Genomic DNA, 23,471 nt, shown 5'->3' with positions numbered 1-23,471 from the left:
GCGTCCGCGGGGGCGGCGGCGGCCGTGGCGGCCCCGGCGGGGGGGGCCCGGCCCCTGGGGCCGCGCGCGGGGGCCGCGGCCCGGCCGCCGCCCCGGACTGGCGCCGGCGCATCAAGATCGGCTCGATCGTCCTGGGCACGGCCCTGCTGGTGACCACCATCGGCACCTACTTCTGGGCCGACTCCAACGTGCGCCGCGAGGTCGACCTCGCCAAGGTCATCGAGCGCCCGAAGGACGACGACTGCACGACGTACCTCATCGTCGGCTCCGACAGCCGCGAGGGGATGTCCGACGAGGAGAAGAAGAAGCTCCACACCGGCTCCGCCGAGGGCAAGCGCACCGACTCGATGATGATCCTGGCGGCCTGCTCCGGCGGGAACACCATGATCTCGCTGCCCCGCGACTCGGACGTGGAGATCCCCTCCTTCGTCGGCTCCCAGTCCGGCAAGAAGTACGCGGGGACGGGCAAGCACACCAAGCTCAACGCGGCGTACGCGGACGACGGCCCGGAGCTGCTCGTCCGCACGGTCGAGCACAACACCGGTCTGCGCATCGACCACTACGCCGAGATCGGCTTCGCGGGCTTCGCGAACATCGTCGACGCGCTCGGCGGCGTCGACATGAACATCGAGAAGGCCTTCAAGGACGAGAAGTCCGGCGCCGACTTCCAGGCCGGCGAGCAGACCCTCAACGGCGAGCAGGCCCTGGCCTTCGTCCGCACCCGGTACGCGTTCGCGGAGTCGGACCTGGCCCGTACGAAGAACCAGCAGAAGTTCCTGGCGGCCCTCGCCAGCCAGGCGGCCACCCCGGGCACCGTCCTCAACCCGTTCAAGCTGTACCCGGTGCTGGGCGCGGGCCTGGACACGCTGATCGTGGACAAGGACATGTCCCTGTGGGACATGGGCGAGATGTTCTTCGCGATGAAGGGCATCAGCGGCGGCAACGGCACCTCGATGAACATGCCGATCGCGGGAGAGCGCGGCGGGAACCTGCTCTGGGACAAGCCGAAGGTCAAGCAGATCGTCCAGCAGATCCAGAACGACGAGAAGGTCACCGTCACCGGCAACTGACCGCATGGCGTGGCCGTACGCCGACGGCCCCTGCTCCGGAACTCCTGGAGCAGGGGCCGTCGGCGTTCGCCGGTGCGGCGGGGGTCAGCTGTCCGGGGAGAAGCGGAGCGCCTTGGGGGGCAGTTCGGCGCCGCACCAGACGCGGGCGCCGGCCCGCAGTTCGTTGTCCGCGCCGATGACGGCACCGTCGCCGACGACCGCGGCGTCGACCACGGTGCGCGGGCCGAGCGTGGCGCCGACACCGATCAGGCTCGCGTTGACCTGCGTGTCCGGCCCGATGACGGCGTCGTCGAGGACGATGGACCCGGTCACGACCGCGCCGGCCCCGACGGTGGCCCCGGCGCCGACGACGGTGCCGCCCGAGAGGGTGGCGCCGGGCGCGACGCGGGCGCCCGGCAGCACCAGGGACTCCCCGCGCGGCCCCGGCACGGCCGGCGAGGCCACGACACCGCGGACCAGGTCGGCGGAGGCCCGGACGAAGGACTCGGGCTTGCCGAGGTCCAGCCAGTACGTGTTCTCGGTGACGCCGTGGAGCAGGGCGCCATCGGCGAGGAGGCCGGGGAAGGTCTCGCGCTCGACGGAGACGGGCCGGTCGGCCGGGATGGAGTCGATCACGCTGCGCCGGAAGACGTAGCAGCCGGCGTTGACCTGGTCGGTGATGATCTCCTCGGGGGTCTGCGGCTTCTCGGTGAAGGCCAGCACCCGCCCGTCCGGGTCGGTGGGGACCAGGCCGAACGCGCGCGGGTCCTCGACCTGCACGAGGTGCAGGGTGACGTCGGCGGCGGCGGACCGGTGGGCGTCGACGAGGCCGGCGATGTCGAGGCCGGTGAGGATGTCGCCGTTGAAGACGAGGACCGGGTCGTCGGGGCCGCCGGTCAGGCGGCGGGCGGCGTTGCGGATGGCTCCGCCGGTGCCGAGGGGCTCGTCCTCGACGACGTACTCCAGCCGCACGCCGAAGTCGGAGCCGTCACCGAAGTAGGGCTCGAAGACCTCGGCGAGGTAGCAGGTGGCCATCACGATGTGCGTGACGCCGGCGGCCCGCGCCCGGGCTATCTGATGTGCGAGGAACGGCACCCCGGCCGCCCGCACCATGGGCTTCGGGGTGTTCACCGTCACGGGGCGCAGCCGCGTCCCCTGCCCCCCGACCAGCAGGATCGCTTCCAAATTCCTTCTCCCCACCCGGTCCGGGCCTATGAAGCTCCAAAGCTAACCCATCCCCGCCCGCCACCCGCCGCACGGCACACGAATCGTGACCCCGCCCGCGGGGCACCCCTCACGTGGGCTTCTACCGGTCGCGGGCCGGGAGCGGGCAGCGCAACGCCCCCGGCCGCGGGGCGCGGCGGGGGCGCTTCGCCGGAAGGGTGTTACGGCAGGTTGCGGGCCATGACGATGCGCTGGACCTGGTTCGTGCCTTCATAAATCTGCGTGCTTTACCCCATGCAACGCCTCTACCTGCACAGATGCCCCACCGACAGGGGTCTCCCCAGGATTCCCCCATGATCACGCAGGCTTCTTCGCTGGTCGGAGCACTGCTACCGCCCGGGCGAATACGCCCGCACTCAGTCTAGGGACGCCAAGGCACCCGCTACGAGAGAACGTGCGGCAGCGCCCCGCACCGACCCTTGCGAAAGCCTCTCATAGGCCCGGGCGTACAGCTCGACCTGGCTGGGCTGGGTGAGCGTGGAAGCGGCGTCCAAGGTGTCTGCGTGCACTCGGGCGTCATCGAAGATCGTGAAGGTTGGCATGGGCCACACGGTCCGCTGCGCCGAGAACGGGATGATGCCCACGGCGACGTTCTGGAGCTCCATCACCCCGAGCAGGTGGCCAAGCTGGGCCGCCATGGTTTCCGCACTGCACAACCGGTACCGCAGGACGGCTTCCTCCAGCACGAACGAGAACCGTGGGGCGCCGTGGTTCAGCACCGCATTCCGCCGTATGCGGGCCGCCACGGCGTCACTCACGTCGTCCGGGGTTCCCCGAAAGCCTGCAATGGACGACAGCAGGGCAGTGGCGTATCCAGGCGTCTGGAGGAATCCGGGGATCACGTCGGAGACGTACACCCGGAACACCTTGGTCTGCTGGTACAGGTCCCCCGTGGACTCTTGCAGGCGCCGGAGACCACTCCGCTGAAGTCGTCTCCAATGAACGTGCGCGTCGGCTGATTGCCTGTTTGCTGCGATCAGGTCGGGAACCTGATCGTCAGCGGAGCAGGCTCGGCACCACGCTTTGATGTCCGCGTCAGAGGGGGGTGTCTTGGCGTTCTCGATCCGGGACGACTTCGACTCCGACCAACCGCACCTGACGGCCAGCTCCCGCCCGCTGATGCCCGCATCCCTTCTGATCTCGCGCAGACGGCCGGCGAGGTCTTCACGGGCCTTCTGCACGCTTGAGGAGGGGTGTGGGGGCATGGAGCTGGCTTTCGTCAGATCTCGTACAGGTGGTGCGGGATCGCTCGCTCCCAGACTGCTTCGAACGCAGCGGAGCACAGCTTTATGGTCTCCGGGTCGGACGTGATCTCGTCCTCCACCACCACCCCGTCACCGGAGAAGTGGTGCACACGGAGAAGAGCACCGTCGAACAGCCAGAATTCGTTTCCCGGCAGGGGGATGCTCGTAGCCCGGCGGCGGGGCAGCCACCGGACTTCCTCGCCCGCAGTGACGTTGGCGTGGGTGACGTAGTGCTCCCAGCGGATGTAATCCGATACGGGCTCGGAGACCACCCGGGCCCGGCGGACGGATACGCCCCGGGCCACGGTGTCCTTGATCAACTGATCGTAGGGGTGCCACCAGGACTCGCGGTCGTTCCAGTTGATCCGCTCACCGCGCTTCCACGCCTCGAACCGATCCGTCGGCGCGTAGGCGTCGCGTAGCTCCAGGTGAACAGCTGAACGCTCGCACTGACCAAGCAGCTCAGCGAAGCTGGGCACGCTCGACGGCATCACACGCCTCCCTGATCAGCGGGATCATCCGGGCCGGAATCCTCACGATGGCTTCACTGTCGGGCACCGGTCCGTTCGCGGGGCTGCTCGCCTCGCAGTCCGCCTGAGTCTCGGCGCTCGGCTTCCACCCCTGCAACAAGATCTCCTGAGCTTCCGCATCCGCCCACACGGTGGGGCAGTGGTCCCGGTCCGTGTTCGGGTCGATGCCGACGAACTCTATGGCCATGGCTGGCTCCCTGGTCTAGGTGCTTGCTCGGGCTTGCATGAGCTTCACCGAGCAGCAGATACGGCGTCAATACCGCTACTAGCCATGCGAATTGGCGTGCAAGCCCATGCAAGTTTGTGGAGCCTCACACCAGCCGCTTCCTAGGGTCGTTCCGTCGGCTTCGGGAGATCGGGAGGACGCCATGGCGGGTACCGGGCAGACGGGTGAGCAGGCGTGGGAGTACGCGACCTACACCAGGAACCGCGAGACGTGCCCGTCGTGCAGCATGCCGATCCCCCTGCACCAGATCGCCCGCCGGGGGATGCTGGCCGGGAAGAACGGCCCGCCCCAGGTCGCGTACTGGCACACCCGGTGTGTCAAGGCGGACGGGTCGCGCCGATGACGCGCTCAGTCATCCGATACGCCGAGCACCGAATCATCAGAGACCCCCAGTGCACGCCCACTGTGGTTGCGAGCTGCCTCTACGAGGGGTGCGGCTGGGCTGCCGTTCCCGGCCCCGACGTGGCCGAGGTCGATCGGCAGTGCATGACGCACGCGGGTCTGAACAGCGGTCACGGCCGCTTTCTCCGAGGGTTCGAGGACATCGCCCTTGTTCATCGGGTCGCTACGACCTGACACAGGCCCCCGCCCCGACGGGGGCGGGCAACAGACCACGGCCGGAAGGAGGTGCACGAATGCGCAGCGACCGACCCCGGCGACAAGTCCGGCGATACCGGCGGAGGCCAGTTCCCGCCCCCGCCCGCCGCCTGACCTCCACCCATCGACAGAAGGAGTCACACGATGACGACCATGGTGGAAAGTCCCGTCGCCTTACGGCACGGGCGGGACCTTGTCAGCCCCGAGCTGTTCGAGCGGCTGGCAGCGTTCTGTGCGGACGAGTACGGCCTTGAGCGGGTCGCGGCCGACCGCGTGATGGACCAGGCCATCGCGTTCGTGTACGTCCTGGGCAGCCAGAAGGCGTACGACATGGCACCCAGTGAGCGGGTGGACCCCGGCTGGCACTCGTTCATGCTCCACACGCAGGAGTACGCCGCCTGGTGTCAGGAGCAGTTCGGCTACTTCGTCCACCACGCCCCGAACTCCAGGGTGCGGACGCGCGGACTGATGGTGTCCGTGGCCGACCGTGTCAAGGCCGCCGGGTTCGAGGTCGACGCCCGGCTGTGGGGCACCGCAGCCGAGTGCAACCAGCCGGCCTGCTGCGGCGACGGCGACGGCTGCTGACCCACTCACAACACGGATCACGTCGTGATCCGCTCGTACGAAGTAGGGCCCGGACACGTCACAGGTGCCCGGGCCCTGCCCTGAGCAGAGGTACCGCCCATGGCATCTGACGAGGGTCTGACCGGGAGCAGCAGGGTCACCGTATTCGCCATGTTCGGCGTGGTCTTCGGGTATGCCACGCACCACCTTGATCAACGGCGAATCGGGGACGTGGCCATCGTCGGCCCGCTGACTCCCGGGGTCGAGTGGGGGCGCCTGTGGCAGATGGCTCGCAACTGCGGACGACCCACGGCCAGCGAGACCGAGCTAGCCCAATGGGTGCTCACTCAAGCCACTCGGGCATTCGTGTGCGGCAGCGATCGCATCGCGCAGTTCCAGGAACAGGGGTGGAAACTGGAGCCGGGTGGAAAGCGCGTCCGGTTCGATGCGACGTACGCCAACCGTGACCAGCTTTGGACGGGAAACCTGACTATCGAAGGGCTAACCCCGGACCAGGTCGCGGAACGTCCTACGCTCTACAACGCCTAGGCGAGAGCCCGTAGGCGGAAATGCAGAAATCCCCCGCACCCATGTTGGGTGCGGGGGTTTCACTTGCAGCCGGCCTAGCTAGCTGCAGCCTTTACGATCTGCACAGAAGTAGCCTCGGCGACAGACACGCCAGCCATACGCATAGTCAGCTTGAAGCCAACCTGATCCTTATCAAATCGAGCATCCTCACTGATCCGAACAGTGGCGTTACGTCGCACACCGACAACAACCCGGGAAGCGTCAGCCACGATCACGGTCTTAGCGGGCAGAAAAGCACTCGGCAGGATGGGAAGCCCCCACGCAGTGGAAGCCGGGGAATCAGTCGGCGAACCGCCCTGATAAACGCCCGAACCGGCGGCCTTCTCCTTCCGGAGAGCCGCAGCCATATCGACAGAAGCCCACACCACGGAAGGGGTGCCGTTAGTCGCGTCGATGCGCGCGACGGCGTCGGCCAGGTCGTCATAGGTGACGGTTACCTTTCCGGCGCCGAGGGTCGTAGAAGTACCCTGCGAGATGACGCCCTTAATCGGGTTAACGCCGGACCCGGTGAACGCGTCAGCGTCGAACTTCAGAGAGGCATCGCGAAGAAGGTTGTCAGCGATGACTCGCCGCTGATCAACGGCCGAGTCCTCTAGCACCTCGGTGCTAGCCCACTGCACTTCACCAATCTTCTTAGCGGTGAACTTGACTTCGCCCCAAACCATCTGACCTTCGGGGATGGTCTGCCCCTCAGCGACATAGTCGGCGCCGGTAGACGAGACGAGCTGAGGAACCGAGAAGGTGGCGGAGGTAAACGGGATTACGCTGCCTTCGGGCAGGCCACGGAGGAACGTCGACTTCGCCTTAAGGGCGTCAATGTACTTCCCGGAAATCTCCGTGGGTACCGTGTAGCCGCCCTCGGAAGCGACGCCACCAGAAATGGCGCGGTACTCACTCAGCGAGGGAACAAGGGAACGCCACTCTTCAGTGCTAGAGCTGTCAGCGCTACCAGGGGTCAGAATCGCCGAATGTGCGGCTACCAGGCTGCGAACCTCAGTCTCCCGATCAAAGCTCGCCCGATCCTCTCGGGCATCGAGAGTGCGCAGCTCCATGTGCTTCAAAGTCTCGGCAATAGAGCGGCGGGTTTCCGGCGAGTCAGAGCCATCCGCTCCGTTAACGGCAGCCAGGATTTCCGTGCGCGCCCTGCGCTCCTCGGCTGGAATGGAGTTGATAACGGCAGCAATCTCGCGGGGAGAAAGGCCGCGATCATCGGACTCGGCCGACTCGAAAATCTTCCGAAGTTCAGTCTTCAAGTTGATTCCTTCTCTGTGCGGGCCGGAAGCGGCCATAAAAAACCGCCCAGGCACCCGGACGGGTGGGGCGGTTCTAAGTTGGGGCGGTATCACTCTGATACGTGGAACGAGTTACCCGATTCGCCGGGAGGCTCGTCATTTACTTCGCAGCGACATGCGCTATGCGCAGCATTTCTCTATTCGCCACGTAGCGAAGCCTGCGCGCCGCCATGCGCGCCACAGACTTGCATCGGGGATCGCAATAGCGCCGAGGCCGCCCAGGGCCATACCGAACACTGAATTCCTTATAGCAGGACCAGCACCGAAGCGTGACGTCGTCGTTCATGGATCCTCGTTCCCTACTCGGCCCGGAAGCTGTGTTGCCTGGAGGGGAAGGAGGTGAACCCCCATGGCCTTTGGAGTCAAACCATGGAGGTTACCGCCCTCAGCAACACCGCCCGTGCCGCTCTCCGATTCGACCCGAAGAGAATCGGAGGTTTCCCTACTACGTCTTATATAGACCTGTTACCGGCACGATTCCCACGCTAGAAATCAAGTGATGGCGGTCACTATCTATGGAGCATCCTCGACGGAGTTTCGGTCCCACAAACCCAGGCGAACCCCCGCGCGCTCACAAAGAGGGAAGGCGGCGGGTGCAGAAAGAGGCACGTTCAGACTTTTAAATCCCCCCTCCGCCGCTTTTCACGGCTGCTGCGGCTTCCTAGGCGGCCGTGAGAGGTCGCGTGAACTGCGAGCGAGGTTCAGGCCTGGATTCCTCCCCGGCGGCCCTCACGGGGCCGTGCGTGCCTTCCTTGGCGGAGAGAAGTCCAAAAGAACAGGGGGGGCACCCTTTCGGGAGCCCAGAACGTAAGGCAGTTCTTACCTTGGCCGTTGAAAGACTCCGAAGGCTTACAGGCCGAAGGAGTCTCTGGTCTCGCTCCGCTTGCTCCGCAGCTTCGCTTAAGCCTTAGCTGAGTCAGGCCCCGTGAGGGAGCCTGGCTGTCCGGGTCTGTCGACCGGCCAGGGCGTAGCTACGAGCTTGCGAGTAGCTAACAGACCCCGAAGGGGTCTGTAGTTCTTAGTTACTAGTTACGTCTCAAAGAGCCTAGGAGTCTGAGACAGGGAAGGGGTAGGCGTGAGATAGCGAGGCCGCTGCTATGACACAGCGGCTCTACTTCTCTATCTCATCTGGCCTCCCCTGTGGGACAGGGGGGCAGGGGTTAAACGGGCAGGTAGGGGTTGTGAGCCATGGCCGCCTTAACGGCGGCATCGTACGGTCCGTACTCCGGCTTCCATTGCTGCTGCCGTTCGGCGGGGGCCGACAGGAACACCGCCTGAGCCTCCCAACTCATGTCATCCCACTTGAGCGTGCGCGCACCGTTGGGCGCGGGCGTCTCGGACGGTCCCAGAATGCCCTTAGAGCGCCTTTCGGGCCTGGCGGCCGGCATATGGGCCTTGGGGGCGCGCGAAAGGCCATGAGCGGGCCTCTCGCCGTTCTCTCCAGGGATGGCAATTCGATACGTCGTGGCGATCCCACGGGAGCCCTGGCGGGCCACAGCGAGGTATCCGAGGTCCACGGCCGCGTGCAGCCATCGACTGACCTTCGACCGGTCAATGCCGATCGCTTCCTCGATACGGTCCAGCGTGGGCCGTATCTCCTCTCCCCACGTCCCCCAACGCGTACCGACGGCTATAAGGAAGCGGGTGAAGTTGGGCCACGCGTCTTTGCGCGTGAGCCTGTGAGTTCTGAGAGCGTCGGCCCCGGGAGCCTCGGCCGTGGCCAGGGTGAAGACCCATATGCCGTGTCGTGCCTTAGCGGCATCAGAGCGATTAGCCATGCGGGAACCGATGTGTCCTTTCCTAGTTGGGTGCTGATTGAGTTGTACCCCCGGCAGGGTGGCGGGTTCAAGATGGGACATGCATAGGCCCCAGTAGCGTTTACACGCGCGGGGGCCGTCCATCGACAGCTATCTCACTCAGCCAATTGAGCATCCAACCAGCGGTCCAGGTCACTCGGACGACACCGGAGGGATTGACCCACCCGACGAAAAGGAATCTGCTCCGCGCGCCAATTGTCGTATACCCAACTTCGAGGCTTGCTCAGAAATTCGGCCACCTCAGTAACCGTCAGCAACTTCACCAAACCGACCTCCGCGTGTAAAAAAGCCCCGAGGCGACTCGGGGCTCTCTGAGATATGAAGTTTCGAAAAATACGGGCTGGCTAACCCTGGGTGTTCGCAATGGATTGCAGGATCGTTCTGGCCTTAGCGGTCACCTCACCGCCGGCCTTGCCCGCCACGGTGCCGAGGTAGCCCTCTCGGCGCGCCTTCTTCAAGTGGTCCTTGATGGTCTCGGGACGACGCTCGATCAGGCGGGCGAGCCACGGCACCGGCGCCGGAGCGCCCGTCTCGGCCATGGCTGCGTACGTAGCGGCCAGCAGAGCCAGGTACCGCTCCGAGACGCCTTCAGCTGCCAAGAGGCGTCCAGCGGCTTCTCCCGAGGCGTCCAGCTCCCGCGTTACACCCTCCAGGGTCTCCTGGGCCCTTGGCGCCGCCTTGGCCAGGTTCACGGCGGCAGCGAGGTCGAGTCTGCGGAGCACGGTCGTAGAGATGCCGCGCACGACGTCGCGCGGTTCGGCGTCCTCGGCGGGTTCCACGGTCACGCGCTGCGGGCCCCCCGTAATCGGCCCTTCCGGCCACCGCATCCGGATGACCCAGCCTCCTTGCTGCTGAGTGATCTCGAATCCGCTCTCGTCTTCTCGCATACCCCGACCATACACCACCGGGTGTGGTCCACCCTGTGTTGACAACCCAGGGTGGACCGTGCGCAAACTATGGCCGGGGGCAGCCACGGCAGGTGGTGCCCACGACGGGAAGGCCAGGGCAGGCGTGGCAAGGGCATGGGTAGCGCGCTCCAAGGACGACGCGAAGAAGTGGACGACGTTCTGGTACGACCCGGACGGGAAGCAGCGTCAGAAGTCGTTCGAGACCAAGAAGCGCGCAGACGACCACCGGAAGCGGAAGGAGCAGGAGCTCGACGCCGGGACGTACCTCGACGACAAGTTGGGGAAGCAGGCCGTCACGGCGGTCTGGGAGCAGTGGACCCAGCAAAGGAAGTTGGAGAACAGCACCAAGAAGCAGTACCGATCGATCCAGAACACGACCCTGGAACCGTTCTTCAAGGCACGCTCCATCGTGTCCTTGAAGGTCGCGGACATCGAACAGTGGCTGCTGTGGATGGAGCAGGACAGGAAGCTGTCCGCCCGGACCCGGCGCCAGCGGTTCTCGTTCTTCTCCGGGATGATGGATTGGGCCGTCGTGAACGAGATCATCGGGCGCAACCCGTGCAAGAAGATCCGGCACGCGGGCAGCCGCGCCAAGGAGATACGCGAGCACAAGAGCAATGCCCGGCGGCTGACCACCCGGGAAGTCCTGGCGATGCTCGACGGGGCTCCGCCCCGGTACCGCGCGATGCTCTGGCTCATGGCGGGATGCGGTCTCCGCATCGGTGAGGCCATGGCGGTCTCGCGCGATCAGATCGACTTCCAGGCCGAGGTTCTGCGCGTCGACTTCCAGATCGCCGAGGACGGCGAATCCGAGTCGGGGAAGAACAGCGCGCTACAGCGGCGGCACGTCAAGGCCCGTGACGAGGAGGAGCCGGGGCGCGTTGTGCCCCTCCCTCCGAACGTGGCCTTCGAGCTGCGCAGGCACATCAAGAACCACGGTGTGTGGGGGCCGGAGCGCCTGTTGTTCCCGAACGTGACCCGGACCGGGTACCTGTACGCCTCGTACTTCTACCGGCAAATCTGGCTGGTCGCCCTCACGAAGGGCGAGGTGCCCTACTGCAAGCCGCACTCCATGCGGCACTACTACGGTTCCCGGCTGCTGTACGCGGGCGTCCCTGAGAACGACGTGGCCGACTGGATGGGGCACAGCAGCACGGACGTGCTCCGCGAGCACTACCACTACATCTTCGAAGGGGCCGAACAGCGCGGGCGCGCAGCCATCGCGACCATGCTGACTCCCGGCGCGGACGACCCCACCGAGCGGACCGAAGTCGCCTGACCCAGCCCATACGGAAGGCCCCCGGCATGATGCCGGGGGCCTCGTCGTTTATGCAGGTCACCACCCGTTCCGCGCCCGATGTCCGCCCAGGATTTCCCCAGCATGACGCCCAGGAAGGGCCCGGAACGGACCCGAACGGACCGGAAGCCGATCACGGCTCCCGGGGCACCGCAGACAGTCTCTGACCTGCGAAAACCCTGCTACGGCAGGTTCCTCGCCATGACGATGCGCTGGACCTGGTTCGTGCCTTCATAAATCTGCGTGATCTTCGCGTCGCGCATCATGCGCTCGACCGGGTAGTCGCGGGTGTAGCCGTAGCCGCCGAGGAGCTGGACCGCGTCCGTGGTGACCTCCATGGCCACGTCGGAGGCGAAGCACTTGGCCGCGGCGCCGAAGAACGTGAGGTCGGAGTCGACGCGCTCGGACTTGGCGGCGGCCGCGTAGGTCAGCTGGCGGGCGGCCTCGATCTTCATGGCCATGTCCGCGAGCATGAACTGGACGCCCTGGAAGTCGGCGATCGGCTTGCCGAACTGCTTGCGCTCCTGGACGTAGCCCTTGGCGTAGTCGAGGGCGCCCTGCGCGATGCCGAGGGCCTGGGCCGCGATGGTGATGCGGGTGTGGTCCAGGGTCTTCATGGCGGTGGCGAAGCCGGTGCCCTCCGCGCCGATCATGCGGTCGGCGGGAATGCGGACGTTGTCGAGGTAGACCTCCCGGGTCGGGGAGCCCTTGATGCCGAGCTTCTTCTCCGGCGCGCCGAAGGAGACGCCCTCGTCGCCCTTCTCGACCACGAAGGCGGAGATTCCCTTGGAGCGCTTCTCCGGGTCGGTCACGGCCATGACCGTGTAGTACTCGGAGACGCCCGCGTTGGTGATCCAGCGCTTGACGCCGTTGAGGACGTAGGAGTCGCCGTCGCGGACCGCGCGGGTCTTCATGCCGGCCGCGTCCGAACCGGCGTCGGGCTCGGAGAGGCAGTACGAGAACATCGCGTCGCCCTTGGCGAGCGGCGTGAGGTACTTGGCCTTGAGCTCCTCGGAGCCGGAGAGGATCACCGGGAGGGAGCCGAGCTTGTTCACGGCCGGGATCAGGGAGGAGGACGCGCAGACGCGGGCCACCTCCTCGATCACGATGACGGTGGCGAGGGCGTCGGCGCCCGCACCGCCGTAGTTCTCGGGGACGTGAACGGCGTGCAGGTCGTTGGCGACGAGGGCGTCCAGGGCTTCCTGCGGGAAGCGGGCCTCCTCGTCGACCGCGGCCGCGAACGGGAGGATCTTCGCCTCGCAGAGCGAGCGAACGGACTCGCGGAGCATGTCGTGCTCCTCGGCCGGGCGGTACAGGTCGAAGTCGGCAGAACCCGCCAAGATCTCTCACTCCCCAAGGTGAAGCGTGCGCTCAGTCATTGCTAACTACCGTTAAGTAACCCAAATCTTAGTGGCCGGCATCCGCGCAGCGGTACGCACGCGGCACGTGAGCTGCACGACAGCCGTGGGCACCGGCGGGCTCCACGGTGCTCCTGGGAAGCGTCCCCCCGGACCGGCGCGACTATGCTCAGTTGGCGCAATCGGCCCCGCACCTCTGGAGCACCCATGGCCCCCCTCAGGATCACAGTGATCGGCACCGGCTATCTCGGCGCCACGCACGCCGCGGCAATGGCCGAGCTGGGCTTCGAGGTGCTCGGGCTGGACGTGGTCCCGGAGAAGATCGAAATGCTGGCGGCCGGGCGGGTCCCGATGTACGAGCCCGGGCTGGAGGAGCTGCTCGCCAGGCACGTCGCGGGGCTTCCCGGATCCACCGGGCGACTGCGGTTCACGCAGTCCTGGGAGGAGGTCGGCGAGTTCGGCGACGTCCACTTCGTCTGCGTGAACACCCCGCAGAAGCACGGCGAGTACGCCTGCGACATGAGCTACGTCGACTCCGCCGTCGAATCCCTGGCCCCGCACCTGACCCGGGCGGCGCTCGTCGTCGGCAAGTCCACCGTGCCGGTGGGCTCGGCGGAGCGGCTCGCGGCCAAGCTGGCGGAGCTGGCCCCGGCCGGCGACGAGGTCGAGCTCGCCTGGAACCCGGAGTTCCTGCGCGAGGGCTTCGCCGTCCAGGACACCCTGCACCCGGACCGGATCGTCGTCGGCGTCCAGGGCGACCGCGGCGAGAAGCTGCTGCGCGAGGTGTACGCGACGCCGATGGCGGAGGGGTCTCCGCTGGTGGTGACCGACTTCCCGACGGCCGAGCTCGTCAAGACCGCCGCCAACTCCTTCCTCGCCACGAAGATCTCCTTCATCAACGCGATGGCGGAGGTCTGCGAGGCCGCCGGCGGCGACGTCGTCAAGCTCGCCGAGGCCATCGGCCACGACGAGCGCATCGGCGCGAAGTTCCTGCGCGCCGGCATCGGCTTCGGCGGCGGCTGCCTGCCCAAGGACATCCGGGCGTTCATGGCGCGCGCCGGCGAGCTCGGCGCCGACCAGGCGCTCACCTTCCTGCGCGAGGTCGACTCCATCAACATGCGCCGCCGCGGCCACATGGTCGAGCTGGCCCGGGAGGCGGTCGGCGGGGCGTTCCTCGGCAAGCGGGTCGCCGTGCTCGGCGCCACCTTCAAGCCGGACTCCGACGACGTGCGCGACTCGCCCGCCCTGAACGTGGCCGGGCAGATCCACCTCCAGGGCGGGCAGGTCACCGTCTACGACCCCAAGGGCATGGACAACGCCCGCCGCGTCTTCCCCACCCTCGCGTACGCGGACTCGGCGGTGGAGGCGGCCCGCGGTGCGGACGTCGTCCTGCACCTCACCGAGTGGCGCGAGTTCCGCGACCTGGACCCGGTGGAGCTGGGCGCGGTCGTGTCCGACCGGCTGGTCCTCGACGGCCGCAACGCGCTGGACGGGGCGCGCTGGCGGGCGGCCGGCTGGACCTACCGGGCCATGGGCCGGCCGCGCGCCTGAGCCGGGCGCTCCGCGGGCGGTGCCGCGGTGGGCCGGCGGTCGTCTGCGGCCCGGTCGCGGCCGGTCGCGCAGTTCCCCGTATCCCTGCGGGGCGCGGTGGCCCGCTCAGCCGCTCAGCCCGGTCTGCGGTGGTGGGCGGCGCGGGCGGTGAACTCCGCGTCGCGCAGTACCCGCTGGGCGTTGCCCCAGGTCAGCAGGGAGAGGTCGGGCTCCGACCAGCCCCGGTCCAGCAGCTCCGCGACCAGCCTCGGGTAGCCCGAGGGGTCGGTCAGGCCGGCCGGGCGGGGGGTGCCGTGCTCGGTGCCGAAGGAGGCGCCGAGTCCCACGCTGTGCGGGCCGGCGACGGCCCGGAGGTGCTCCAGGTGGTCGGCGACCGCGTGCAGGGAGTCCCCGGTCTGCGCGGAGTCGAAGGTGACCATCGCGAGGCCGCCCGCCGCCCGGAGGGCGAGCAGCACCTCGTCGGTGACGTTGCCCGGATGGTCGTTCAGGGCGGCCGCCGCGGTGTGGGAGACGATGACGGGGGCCTTGGAGGCGCTCGCGATCTGGCAGGCCACCACCGGCGGGCAGCCGGTCAGGTCCAGCAGCATCGCGAGCCGGTTCGTCTCCTTGACCACCTCGTGGCCGAAGGCGGTCAGGCCCTCCTGCGCCCAGGGCGCTCCCGCCGGCGCGAGGATCCGTACGCCCAGCGCGTGGAAGGCGTGCAGCGCGCCGAGGGAGTCGATGAGCGTGCGGCCGGGTACGGGTCCCAGGAACGAGGCGATCCGGCCCCGGTTGCGGGCGTCGGCCATGTCGTCGGCGGTCAGCGCCAGGCAGAGGCTGTCCGGGTAGCGGCCCACGAAGGCGCGGGCGGCGTCGATCTGCTCAAGGGTGTCGGAGACCATCTGGTCGGCGGCCGCGGCCTCGCGCGGCATCATCAGCGACCAGAACTGGGCGCCGACCCCGCCGGCGCGCAGCCGGGGGATGTCGGTGTCGACGCCCAGGTCGGTGGTGTCGATGTCGTGGTACGGGCTCTGGCGCAGGGTCCAGACGAGGGTGTTGTGCCCGTCGGCCACGGGGTGGAGGGACAGCAGCGCGACGGCCCGTTCGAGAGAGTCGGCGGCCACCACGGCGGGCAGGTCCTCGGCTCCGACGGAGCCGGGGCCCGCGGGGGCCGTGTCGAGCGTGTACGCGGGATTCCCGGCGTGCGGTTCATCCTGCAGGTCGGCCATGGATTCGCTCCGGTCTCGGCGGCAGCAGGGAGAGGTGCTGCCACCGTGACACGCCGGACGCCCCGGTCGCCCGGCAGATGTGGCGTTCGGGTGTATGCCGCGGGCCAACCCGCAGGTCACAGCCCTGCCGCGCCCTGCCGGGCGGGGCCGCGCACACGGCCCCGCCGGGCCGTCGCGGTCCGGTGGCCGTCCCGTCGCGGTCCCGGGGCTACGGCGCCGGGTGCGGCACCGCGTTGGAGGGGCCCCGGGACGCCGACAGCTCCCGCGACACCGCTTCCGCGTCGCGCAGCGCCCGTACGGCGTTGGACCAGGTCAACTTGGCCAGGTCGGCCCGGGACCAGCCGCGGTGGAGGAGTTCGGCGATGAGGTTCGGGTAGCCGGCGACGTCGTCCAGTCCGGCCGGGGTGAAGGCCGTGCCGTCGTAGTCGCCGCCGATGCCGATGTGGTCGACGCCGGCGACCTCGCGCATGTGGTCGAGGTGGTCGGCCACCGTGGCGGCGGTGGCCAGCGGGCGGGGGTTCCCGGCCTCGAAGGCCCGGTGCACGGCCATCGCCTCGGGGGTGGTGTCCAGGTGGTGGAAACCGTGCGCCCGGAGGTTCTCGTCGGCGGCGAGGGTCCACTCGACCGCCGCCGGGAGGATGAACTTCGGCACGAACGTGGCCATCGCCACCCCGCCGTTGGCGGGCAGCCGCTCCAGGACGTCGTCGGGGACGTTGCGCGGGTGGTCGCAGACGGCGCGCGCCGACGAGTGCGAGAAGATCACCGGCGCGGCGGAGGCCTCGATGGCGTCCCGCATCGTCGTCGCGGCGACGTGCGAGAGGTCGACGAGCATGCCGATGCGGTTCATCTCGCGGACGACCTCGCGGCCGAAGTCCGTCAGGCCGCCGTGGCGGGCCTCGTCGGTGGCGGAGTCGGCCCAGTCGATCGTGTCGTTGTGGGTGAGGGTCATGTACCGCACGCCCAGCAGGTGCAGGGCGCGCAGGGTGGCCAGCGAGTTGTTGATGGAGTGGCCGCCCTCGGCGCCCATCAGGGAGGCGATCCGGCCGTCGGCGCGGGCCGCCTCCATGTCGTCCGCCGTCAGCGCCCGCACCAGGTCGGCCGGGTAACGGTCGATCAGCTGGGCGACGGCGTCGATCTGCTCCAGGGTGGCGCTGACGGCCTGGTCGCCCGTGTAGTCGGAGCGGACGTACACCGACCAGAACTGCGCGCCGACCCCGCCGGCCCGCAGCCGGGGGATGTCGGTGTGCAGGTGGCCCGACTGGTCGCCGGCGAGGTCGCGGCGCGCCAGGTCGTAGCGCACCTGCTGGCGCAGCGCCCAGGGCAGGTCGTTGTGGCCGTCGACGACGGGGTGTTCGGCGAGCAGGGCGCGGGCCTGGGCGAGCCGGTCCGCGTCCGGGGCGCTCACTTGCCGAACCCGAAGGACTCCGCGCCGGCGACCTTGGCCCGCAGCCGCTTGCCCTTCTCGGTGGCCTGGTCGTTCAGCTCCTGCTGGAAGTCGCGCATTCGGCCGAGCAGCTCGGGGTCGTGGGCGGCGAGCATCCGTACGGCGAGGAGGCCGGCGTTGCGGGCCCCGGCGACGGAGACGGTGGCGACGGGAACCCCGGCGGGCATCTGGACGATCGACAGCAGGGAGTCCATGCCGTCGAGGTACTTCAGCGGCACGGGCACGCCGATGACGGGCAGCGGCGTGACGGAGGCGAGCATGCCGGGCAGGTGGGCGGCGCCGCCCGCGCCGGCGATGATCGCCTTCAGGCCGCGGTCGGCGGCCCGCTCGCCGTACTCGACCATCTCGCGGGGCATGCGGTGCGCGGAGACGACGTCGACCTCGTAGGGGATCTCGAACTCGTCGAGCGCCTGGGCGGCCGCCTCCATGACGGGCCAGTCGGAGTCCGAGCCCATGACGATGCCGATGACGGGGGCGGTGCCCTCGGTGCTGGAGGTGCTCATGCGGTGATCGTTCCTCTGAGGTAGCCGGCAGCGTGACGTGCGCGTTCCAGCACATCGTCCAGGTCATCGCCGTAGGCGTTGACGTGGCCGACCTTGCGGCCGTGTTTCACGTCCTTGCCGTACATGTGGATCTTGACTTGCGGGTCGTGGGCCATGCAGTGCAGGTACCCCGCATACATGTCGGGGTAGTCGCCGCCGAGCACGTTGGCCATGACCGTCCAGCGGGCGCGGGGGCGCGGGTCGCCGAGGGGGAGGTCCAGGACCGCGCGGACGTGGTTGGCGAACTGGGAGGTGACGGCGCCGTCCTGGGTCCAGTGGCCGCTGTTGTGCGGGCGCATGGCCAGTTCGTTGACGAGGATGCGGCCGTCGGTGGTCTCGAAGAGCTCCACGGCCAGGTGGCCGGTCACGCCGAGTTCCTTGGCGATGCGCAGGGCGAGGGCCTGGGCCTCGCCCGCGAGCCCCTCGGAGAGGTTCGGGGCGGGGGCGATCACGGTGTCGCAGACGCCGTCGACCTGGATGGACTCCACGACGGGGTAGGCGACGGCCTGGCCGTGCGGGGAGCGGACGATGTTCGCCGCGAGTTCGCGGACGTAGTCGACCTTCTCCTCGGCGAGGACGGGGACGCCGGCCTTGAAGGGGGCCTCCGCGTCCTCGGGCGTGCGGACGAACCACACGCCCTTGCCGTCGTAGCCGCCGCGGACGGTCTTGAGGATGACGGGGAAGCCGCCGACCTCCTCGGCGAAGGCCGCCACGTCCTCCGGGTCGGCGACGATGCGGTGGCGGGGGCTGGGGGCGCCGATCTCGTCGAGCCTGGCGCGCATCACCCCCTTGTCCTGGGCGTGCACCAACGCGTCGGGCCCCGGCCGGACGGGGATGCCGTCCGCTTCCAGGGCCCGCAGGTGTTCGGTGGGCACGTGCTCGTGGTCGAAGGTGATCACGTCGCAGCCGCGGGCGAAGGCGCGCAGCGTCTCCAGGTCGCGGTAGTCGCCGATGACGACGTCGCTCACGACCTGGGCCGCCGAGTCCTGCGGGGTGTCACTGAGGATCTTGAACTTGATGCCGAGGGGGATGCCCGCCTCGTGGGTCATGCGGGCGAGCTGACCGCCGCCGACCATGCCGACTACCGGGAACGTCACCCCTCCAGAGTATCGGCCGGTTTTCCGCCATCCGGACGCGGGCCCGCTCCGCACTCGTAGCAACGTCCTGTGCGCCCTGCGTCGTGGCGCTGGAGGAACCCACAGTGCCGGAAGGCACAGACGACCCGATGGGGTGACACTTAGCATGGGTGGGCCGACCGAGAAGCGAGTGACGCTCCCGCACGGGAGCGGCGACGGACAGGACCGACCATTAGATGAGCACGCCGGAGCAGGGATCCGCTCTCGAACGCGTACGCGGGCTCGCGCGTGAGATCGCCAAGTTCGGGGCCGTCGGGGGCGTGGGCGTACTGGTCAACCTGGGCGTCTTCAACCTGATCCGCCACACGACGGACCTCCAGGTGGTGCGGGCGAGCGTGATAGCCACCGTCGTGGCGATCCTCACCAATTACATGGGCTTCCGGTACTTCGCCTATCGGGACCGCGCCCATGCGGGGAACTCGCGCGAGCTGCCGCTGTTCATGGCGTTCAGCCTGATCGGGCTCGTGATCGAGAACGGTGTGCTGTACGCCGCGACGTACGGGCTCGGCTGGGACGGCCGACTCGCGACGAACCTGTTCAAGTTCATCGGCATCGGCACCGCCACGGTCTTCCGGTTCTGGTCGTACCGGACCTGGGTCTTCAAGGCCCTCCCGGCGCACGCGCCCGAAGCCGACCGCGCGGGCGGCCCGGGCCGCACCGGCCGCACCCGTCCCGTCGCCGCGCCCGAGCCGGCGCCGGAGCCCGCGGGCAAGTGACGGCAGGGGCCCCGTCGGCCCCGGCGGCCCCATCCCCATCGGCACCATCGGCCCCGGCGGGAGCCCTCGCCGCGGTCAGCGGACCGTCTTCGCCGGTTCCTTGTGCTCCGGTTCCGTCCGGCTCAGGAACAGCGCGAACACCGGCGGCTGTGCCTGGAGCAGCTCCAGCCGGCCCCCGTCGGCCTCCGCGAGGTCCCGCGCCACCGCCAGGCCGATGCCGGTAGAGTTGCGCCCGCTGATGGCCCGCTCGAAGATCCGGTTGCCGAGGTCGGGCGGGACTCCCGGCCCCTCGTCGGTGACCTCCAGGACCGCCTGGTTCCCGGCGACCCGGGTCCGCAGGGCGACCGTGCCGCCGCCGTGCATGAGGGCGTTCTCCACGAGCGTCGCCAGCACCTGCGAGACCGCGCCGGGCGTTCCGACGGCGCGGACGCCCGTCCTGCCGGAGCGCACGATGGCCCGGCCGGCGCTGCGGTAGGCCGGTCGCCACTCCTCCACCTGCTGTTTGACGACCTCGTCCAGGTCGAAGGGGACGGCCGAGCCGGTCCGCGGGTCGCGGGAGTTCGTCAGCAGCCGCTGCACCACGTCCGTGAGCCGTTCCACCTGGGTGAGGGCGATGGTCGCCTCCTCGCGGACGGTCTCCAGGTCCTCGGTGACCGTGATCTCCTCCAGCCGCATCGACAACGCGGTCAGGGGGGTGCGCAGCTGGTGGGAGGCGTCCGCGGCGAGCCGCCGCTCGGCGGTCAGCATCCGGCCGATCCGCTCGGCGCTGGAGTCCAGCACGTCCGCGACGCGGTCCAGCTCGGGAACCCCGTACCGGCGGTGCCGGGGCCGCGGATCGCCCGAGCCCAGCCGTTCGGCGGTCTCGGCGAGGTCGGTGAGCGGGGAGGCCAGCCGGTTGGCCTGGCGTACGGCGAGCAGCACGGCGGCCACGACGGCCAGCAGGGCGACGGCGCCGACCACCGCCAGCGTCCGCACGACCTCCTGGGTGACCGCGGCCCGGGACTCCTCGACGACCACGAGCTCGCCCTGCTCGCCCTTGGCCATGCCGCGGATGACGTCGTCGGGGATCCGTTCGCCGACCTCGACGGCCGGCTGTCCGGGAACGGTGATCCGGGCGTACCGGCCCGGGTCGAGTTGCTCGGCGAGTGCCTCGGAGTCGACGGGCCGGCGCTCCAGGACGTTCGCCTCGACGATGCCCACCAGGCGCAGCGCCTCGGACTCGATGCGGTCCTGGGCGCTGCTGGTGATCGTGCGGGTCTCCACGATGACGAGGGAGACCCCGAACACGGCGATCACGACGAGCACCACGGCGAGCGTGGAATTGATCAGACGGCGGCGCATGGCAGGGGGCGGTCGCTCAGCTCTTCTCGAAGCGGAAGCCGACGCCGCGAACGGTGGCGATGTAGCGCGGGTTCGCGGCGTCGTCGCCCAGCTTCTTGCGGAGCCAGGAGATGTGCATGTCGAGGGTCTTGGTGGAGGACCACCAGGTGGTGTCCCAGACCTCGCGCATCAGCTGGTCGCGGGTGACGACGCGGCCGGCGTCGCGGACCAGGACCCGCAGCAGGTCGAACTCCTTGGCCGTGAGCTGGAGCTCCTCCTCCCCCATCCAGGCGCGGTGCGACTCGACGTCGATGCGCACGCCGTGGGTGGCGGGCGGCTGGGCCGTCTCGTTCGCGCCGCGCCGGAGCAGGGCCCGGACCCGGGCCAGCAGCTCGGCGAGGCGGAAGGGCTTGGTGACGTAGTCGTCGGCTCCGGCGTCCAGGCCGACCACGGTGTCGACCTCGTCCGCGCGGGCGGTGAGCACGAGGATGGGGAAGCTGTGGCCCTCGGCGCGCAGCCGGCGGGCGACCTCCAGGCCGTCCATTCCCGGCAGGCCCAGATCCAGGACGACGAGGTCCACGCCGCCCTGCAGTCCCGCGTCCAGGGCCGTGGGGCCGTCCTCCCGGACCTCGACCTCGTACCCCTCCCGGCGCAGGGCGCGGGCCAGCGGCTCGGAAATGGATGCGTCGTCCTCGGCGAGCAGTACACGCGTCATGTGGGTGATGGTAGTCCGCGGCGGCGATCCGCAGGGGCGGGCCCGCACACCCCTTTCCAACTGGACTTATGCGTGAAGGCCGCCTTCGGAAATGCTGAAACGGTTCCCAATCCTCCTGTGATCCATCTCTCAAGTCCTTTCATATGCTGCACGGTCGTGTCGTATGGTGGCGAGACGCCTGATGCACTACCTCCGGGACCTTTGCGCCGAAATCCGAGCCAAAGGTCTCAATTCTGTCCGGATCGCTCAGAGGGTCTTGACGACTTTCCCGATCGACTCCGGTGCCAGTGAATGACCTGTGGGCCGGGCCCGGCGCGCGAAACCGCGCGCGAGGGCGTGGATCCCGGTTGCGGAAGTTCCCTCGCCCCTGCCCTCCGCGGCGGGTGCGAGACCCCGAGGGCGTGGGGGCCGGAACCCCCGCCGCCGGTTCCGGCCACCCCCCACCGGGCGCCGACCGGCTCACGAAGCCAGGCGTCCCGAGCAAGCAAGGATCGACATGGCTTCCAGCCTGACGCAGGCCTCGCCGAGCGCAGCTCACGAGAGGACCTTCCTCGGCCACCCCATCGGCCTGGCCACGCTGTTCATGACCGAGATGTGGGAGCGCTTCTCCTACTACGGCATGCGCGCGCTCCTCGTCCTGTACTTGGTCTCCGGCGGCGTGGACGCCGCGACGGGCTCCCAGGGCGGCGGCCTCGGCTTCACGGCGGCGACGGCCACGGCGATCTACTCCGTGTACGTGGCGATGGTCTACCTCATGGCCATGCCGGGTGGCTGGTTCGGCGACCGCGTCTGGGGCGCCCGCAAGACGGTCGCCATCGCCGGCTCCGTGATCATGGCGGGCCACGTGTCGCTCGCCCTGCCCGGCCAGATCGCGTTCTTCGTCGGCCTGCTGCTGGTCGCGGTCGGCTCGGGTCTGCTGAAGGCCAACATCTCCACGATGGTCGGCCACCTGTACAAGGGTGCGGACGACCCGCGCCGTGACAGTGGCTTCACGATCTTCTACATCGGCATCAACGTGGGTGCCCTCGCCGCGCCGATCGGCATCGGCATGGTCGGCGAGCTCGTCAACTGGCACCTCGGCTTCCTGCTCGCCGCCGTCGGCATGGGCCTGGGCCTGGCCATGTTCCTCGTGTTCGGCCGCACCCTGAACCCGAAGAGCAGCCTCGTCCCGAACCCGCTGAGCCCGGCCGAGCGCAAGGCCGTGATCTTCAAGGCCCTCGCCGTCCTGGCCGTCGTCGCCGTCTTCTACGGCGCCGTCGTCGCGGCGGACATGTTCACGATCAAGTGGGCGCTGTACCCGATCACGATCGCCGGTCTGATCATCCCGGTCGCCGTCCTCGTGCGCATCAAGCGCGACAAGGACCTGTCCGCCGGCGAGCAGACCAAGATGAGCGCCTACATCTGGTTCTTCGTGGCCGCCGCCGTGTTCTGGATGATCTACGACCAGGGTGGTTCGACCCTCTCGCTGTTCGGTGACAAGAACTCCGAGCGCAGCCTGTTCGGCTGGGAAGTCCCGACCGTTCTGTTCCAGTCGCTGAACCCGCTCTTCGTGGTGGCCCTCGCCCCGGTCTTCGCCGCCGCCTGGGTGGCCCTGGCCCGCCGCAACCGCGAGCCCAGCACCATCGTGAAGTTCTCGGTGGCCCTGGTCATCGTCGGCGCCTCGTTCTTCGTGTTCGCCGTTCCGCTGAGCCAGACCGCCGGCAGCGACGAGAAGGCCACCATGTGGTGGCTGGTGCTCATCTTCCTGATGCACACCCTCGCCGAGCTGTGCCTGTCCCCGGTCGGCCTGTCGGTCACGACCAAGATGGCGCCGCAGAAGTACGCCTCCCAGATGATGGGCGTGTGGTTCCTCGCCGTCACGGCCGGTGACTGCATCACCGGTCTGCTCGGTCTGGCCGAGGTGAAGCTGGACGGCGTCGGCGTGATCGTCTTCCAGGCGGCCGCCGCCGTGCTCGCCGGTCTTGCGATCTACATGTACCGCAAGAAGGTCAACGCGCTCATGGGCGACGTGAACTGACGCGTCCCCGCCCGTCGGGTGGAACGGCCCCGCCGCCCACCCGGGGGGGGGGGGCTCGGGGCGAAGGGCGGGGCGGGGGGTGGGGCGCGGGGGGGGGGTTGTGTTTGCCCCACGTTGGGGCGGGGAGG

At 68.9% G+C, this 23,471-nt stretch carries 23 protein-coding genes; 8 read left to right on the top strand and 15 right to left on the bottom strand.

What is annotated here, in order from left to right:
- Nucleotides 1-1,070, top strand: a 1,070-nt coding sequence (locus ACFVGY_RS34905) for an LCP family protein (protein ID WP_385685672.1), incomplete at its 5' end; no start/stop codon positions are given.
- Between the two features lie 84 nt (nt 1,071-1,154).
- On the opposite strand, the gene ACFVGY_RS34900 is transcribed toward ACFVGY_RS34905, so the two are convergent.
- The 4 genes from ACFVGY_RS34900 to ACFVGY_RS34885 all read right to left on the bottom strand — a co-directional run bounded on the left by ACFVGY_RS34900 (nt 1,155) and on the right by ACFVGY_RS34885 (nt 4,234).
- Entirely contained in the window at nt 1,155-2,234 is a 1,080-nt protein-coding gene (locus tag ACFVGY_RS34900; protein ID WP_385685669.1) for a sugar phosphate nucleotidyltransferase, read from the bottom strand.
- Between the two features lie 395 nt (nt 2,235-2,629).
- The gene (locus ACFVGY_RS34895) at nt 2,630-3,478 is read right to left on the bottom strand and encodes a helix-turn-helix domain-containing protein (RefSeq protein ID WP_385685666.1); all 849 of its coding nucleotides are present in this window, start codon (nt 3,476-3,478) and stop codon (nt 2,630-2,632) included.
- 14 nt (nt 3,479-3,492) lie between these two features.
- Nucleotides 3,493-4,008 carry a DUF6879 family protein gene (locus ACFVGY_RS34890; protein WP_385685663.1) on the bottom strand — a complete coding sequence of 172 codons (516 nt, stop codon included), beginning with the start codon at nt 4,006-4,008 and terminating at the stop codon, nt 3,493-3,495.
- The gene (locus ACFVGY_RS34885; RefSeq protein WP_385685660.1) at nt 3,980-4,234 is read right to left on the bottom strand and encodes a hypothetical protein; all 255 of its coding nucleotides are present in this window, start codon (nt 4,232-4,234) and stop codon (nt 3,980-3,982) included. Before ACFVGY_RS34885 ends, ACFVGY_RS34890 begins: the two co-directional genes overlap by 29 nt.
- A gap of 181 nt (nt 4,235-4,415) precedes the next feature.
- Between ACFVGY_RS34885 and ACFVGY_RS34880 the strand changes: the two genes are divergently transcribed.
- From ACFVGY_RS34880 to ACFVGY_RS34870, 3 genes are all read left to right on the top strand, one after another.
- On the top strand, nt 4,416-4,616 hold the full coding sequence (locus tag ACFVGY_RS34880; protein ID WP_385685658.1) for a hypothetical protein: 201 nt from the start codon (nt 4,416-4,418) through the stop codon (nt 4,614-4,616).
- A gap of 398 nt (nt 4,617-5,014) precedes the next feature.
- Nucleotides 5,015-5,455 carry a glycine-rich domain-containing protein gene (locus tag ACFVGY_RS34875; protein ID WP_385685656.1) on the top strand — a complete coding sequence of 147 codons (441 nt, stop codon included), beginning with the start codon at nt 5,015-5,017 and terminating at the stop codon, nt 5,453-5,455.
- Between the two features lie 99 nt (nt 5,456-5,554).
- A complete protein-coding gene (locus ACFVGY_RS34870; protein ID WP_385685653.1) occupies nt 5,555-5,983 on the top strand; it encodes a hypothetical protein in 429 nt (142 codons plus the stop codon).
- Nucleotides 5,984-6,057: 74 nt separating this feature from the next.
- On the opposite strand, the gene ACFVGY_RS34865 is transcribed toward ACFVGY_RS34870, so the two are convergent.
- The 4 genes from ACFVGY_RS34865 to ACFVGY_RS34850 form a co-directional block, all read right to left on the bottom strand.
- Nucleotides 6,058-7,275, bottom strand: coding sequence for a phage major capsid protein (locus tag ACFVGY_RS34865; protein ID WP_385685650.1), 1,218 nt, complete (start codon nt 7,273-7,275; stop codon nt 6,058-6,060).
- Nucleotides 7,276-8,474: 1,199 nt separating this feature from the next.
- Entirely contained in the window at nt 8,475-9,173 is a 699-nt protein-coding gene (locus ACFVGY_RS34860) for a hypothetical protein (protein ID WP_385685648.1), read from the bottom strand.
- A gap of 53 nt (nt 9,174-9,226) precedes the next feature.
- Nucleotides 9,227-9,394, bottom strand: coding sequence for a helix-turn-helix domain-containing protein (locus tag ACFVGY_RS34855; protein ID WP_385685646.1), 168 nt, complete (start codon nt 9,392-9,394; stop codon nt 9,227-9,229).
- Nucleotides 9,395-9,475: 81 nt separating this feature from the next.
- Nucleotides 9,476-10,018, bottom strand: a complete 543-nt coding sequence (locus ACFVGY_RS34850; RefSeq protein WP_385685643.1) for a hypothetical protein — start codon at nt 10,016-10,018, stop codon at nt 9,476-9,478.
- Between the two features lie 124 nt (nt 10,019-10,142).
- Between ACFVGY_RS34850 and ACFVGY_RS34845 the strand changes: the two genes are divergently transcribed.
- Nucleotides 10,143-11,318, top strand: a complete 1,176-nt coding sequence (locus tag ACFVGY_RS34845; protein WP_385431643.1) for a tyrosine-type recombinase/integrase — start codon at nt 10,143-10,145, stop codon at nt 11,316-11,318.
- Between the two features lie 200 nt (nt 11,319-11,518).
- On the opposite strand, the gene ACFVGY_RS34840 is transcribed toward ACFVGY_RS34845, so the two are convergent.
- Complete coding sequence (locus ACFVGY_RS34840) at nt 11,519-12,676, bottom strand: acyl-CoA dehydrogenase (protein ID WP_385685640.1); 1,158 nt, start codon at nt 12,674-12,676, stop codon at nt 11,519-11,521.
- 225 nt (nt 12,677-12,901) lie between these two features.
- Here ACFVGY_RS34840 and ACFVGY_RS34835 point away from each other — a divergent pair, with 225 nt between their 5' ends.
- Nucleotides 12,902-14,245 (top strand): UDP-glucose dehydrogenase family protein, encoded by a 1,344-nt coding sequence (locus ACFVGY_RS34835; RefSeq protein WP_385685637.1) that lies wholly within the window; start codon nt 12,902-12,904, stop codon nt 14,243-14,245.
- A gap of 113 nt (nt 14,246-14,358) precedes the next feature.
- Here ACFVGY_RS34835 and ACFVGY_RS34830 read toward each other — a convergent pair whose 3' ends face one another.
- The 4 genes from ACFVGY_RS34830 to ACFVGY_RS34815 all read right to left on the bottom strand — a co-directional run bounded on the left by ACFVGY_RS34830 (nt 14,359) and on the right by ACFVGY_RS34815 (nt 18,536).
- A complete protein-coding gene (locus ACFVGY_RS34830; protein ID WP_385685634.1) occupies nt 14,359-15,453 on the bottom strand; it encodes a membrane dipeptidase in 1,095 nt (364 codons plus the stop codon).
- Between the two features lie 208 nt (nt 15,454-15,661).
- Nucleotides 15,662-16,858 (bottom strand): dipeptidase, encoded by a 1,197-nt coding sequence (locus ACFVGY_RS34825; protein ID WP_385685631.1) that lies wholly within the window; start codon nt 16,856-16,858, stop codon nt 15,662-15,664.
- Nucleotides 16,855-17,400, bottom strand: a complete 546-nt coding sequence (gene purE, locus ACFVGY_RS34820; protein ID WP_385685628.1) for a 5-(carboxyamino)imidazole ribonucleotide mutase — start codon at nt 17,398-17,400, stop codon at nt 16,855-16,857. Before purE ends, ACFVGY_RS34825 begins: the two co-directional genes overlap by 4 nt.
- The gene (locus ACFVGY_RS34815) at nt 17,397-18,536 is read right to left on the bottom strand and encodes a 5-(carboxyamino)imidazole ribonucleotide synthase (protein ID WP_385685625.1); all 1,140 of its coding nucleotides are present in this window, start codon (nt 18,534-18,536) and stop codon (nt 17,397-17,399) included. The genes purE and ACFVGY_RS34815 overlap by 4 nt, the downstream gene beginning before the upstream one ends.
- Nucleotides 18,537-18,751: 215 nt before the next feature.
- Here ACFVGY_RS34815 and ACFVGY_RS34810 point away from each other — a divergent pair, with 215 nt between their 5' ends.
- The gene (locus tag ACFVGY_RS34810; RefSeq protein ID WP_385685622.1) at nt 18,752-19,291 is read left to right on the top strand and encodes a GtrA family protein; all 540 of its coding nucleotides are present in this window, start codon (nt 18,752-18,754) and stop codon (nt 19,289-19,291) included.
- Between the two features lie 75 nt (nt 19,292-19,366).
- On the opposite strand, the gene ACFVGY_RS34805 is transcribed toward ACFVGY_RS34810, so the two are convergent.
- Together ACFVGY_RS34805 and ACFVGY_RS34800 are read right to left on the bottom strand one after the other, a co-directional pair.
- A complete protein-coding gene (locus tag ACFVGY_RS34805) occupies nt 19,367-20,632 on the bottom strand; it encodes an ATP-binding protein (RefSeq protein ID WP_385685619.1) in 1,266 nt (421 codons plus the stop codon).
- 16 nt (nt 20,633-20,648) lie between these two features.
- Nucleotides 20,649-21,326 carry a response regulator transcription factor gene (locus tag ACFVGY_RS34800; RefSeq protein WP_179176873.1) on the bottom strand — a complete coding sequence of 226 codons (678 nt, stop codon included), beginning with the start codon at nt 21,324-21,326 and terminating at the stop codon, nt 20,649-20,651.
- Nucleotides 21,327-21,822: 496 nt separating this feature from the next.
- On the opposite strand from ACFVGY_RS34800, the gene ACFVGY_RS34795 reads away from it, so the two are divergent.
- The gene (locus ACFVGY_RS34795; protein WP_385685616.1) at nt 21,823-23,343 is read left to right on the top strand and encodes a peptide MFS transporter; all 1,521 of its coding nucleotides are present in this window, start codon (nt 21,823-21,825) and stop codon (nt 23,341-23,343) included.
- Nucleotides 23,344-23,471: the final 128 nt, after the last annotated feature.

Origin of the sequence: Streptomyces sp. NPDC127106 (assembly GCF_042677605.1) — a bacterium.
GTDB lineage: Bacteria > Actinomycetota > Actinomycetes > Streptomycetales > Streptomycetaceae > Streptomyces.
This window is presented reverse-complemented; position numbering and strand designations above follow the sequence as displayed.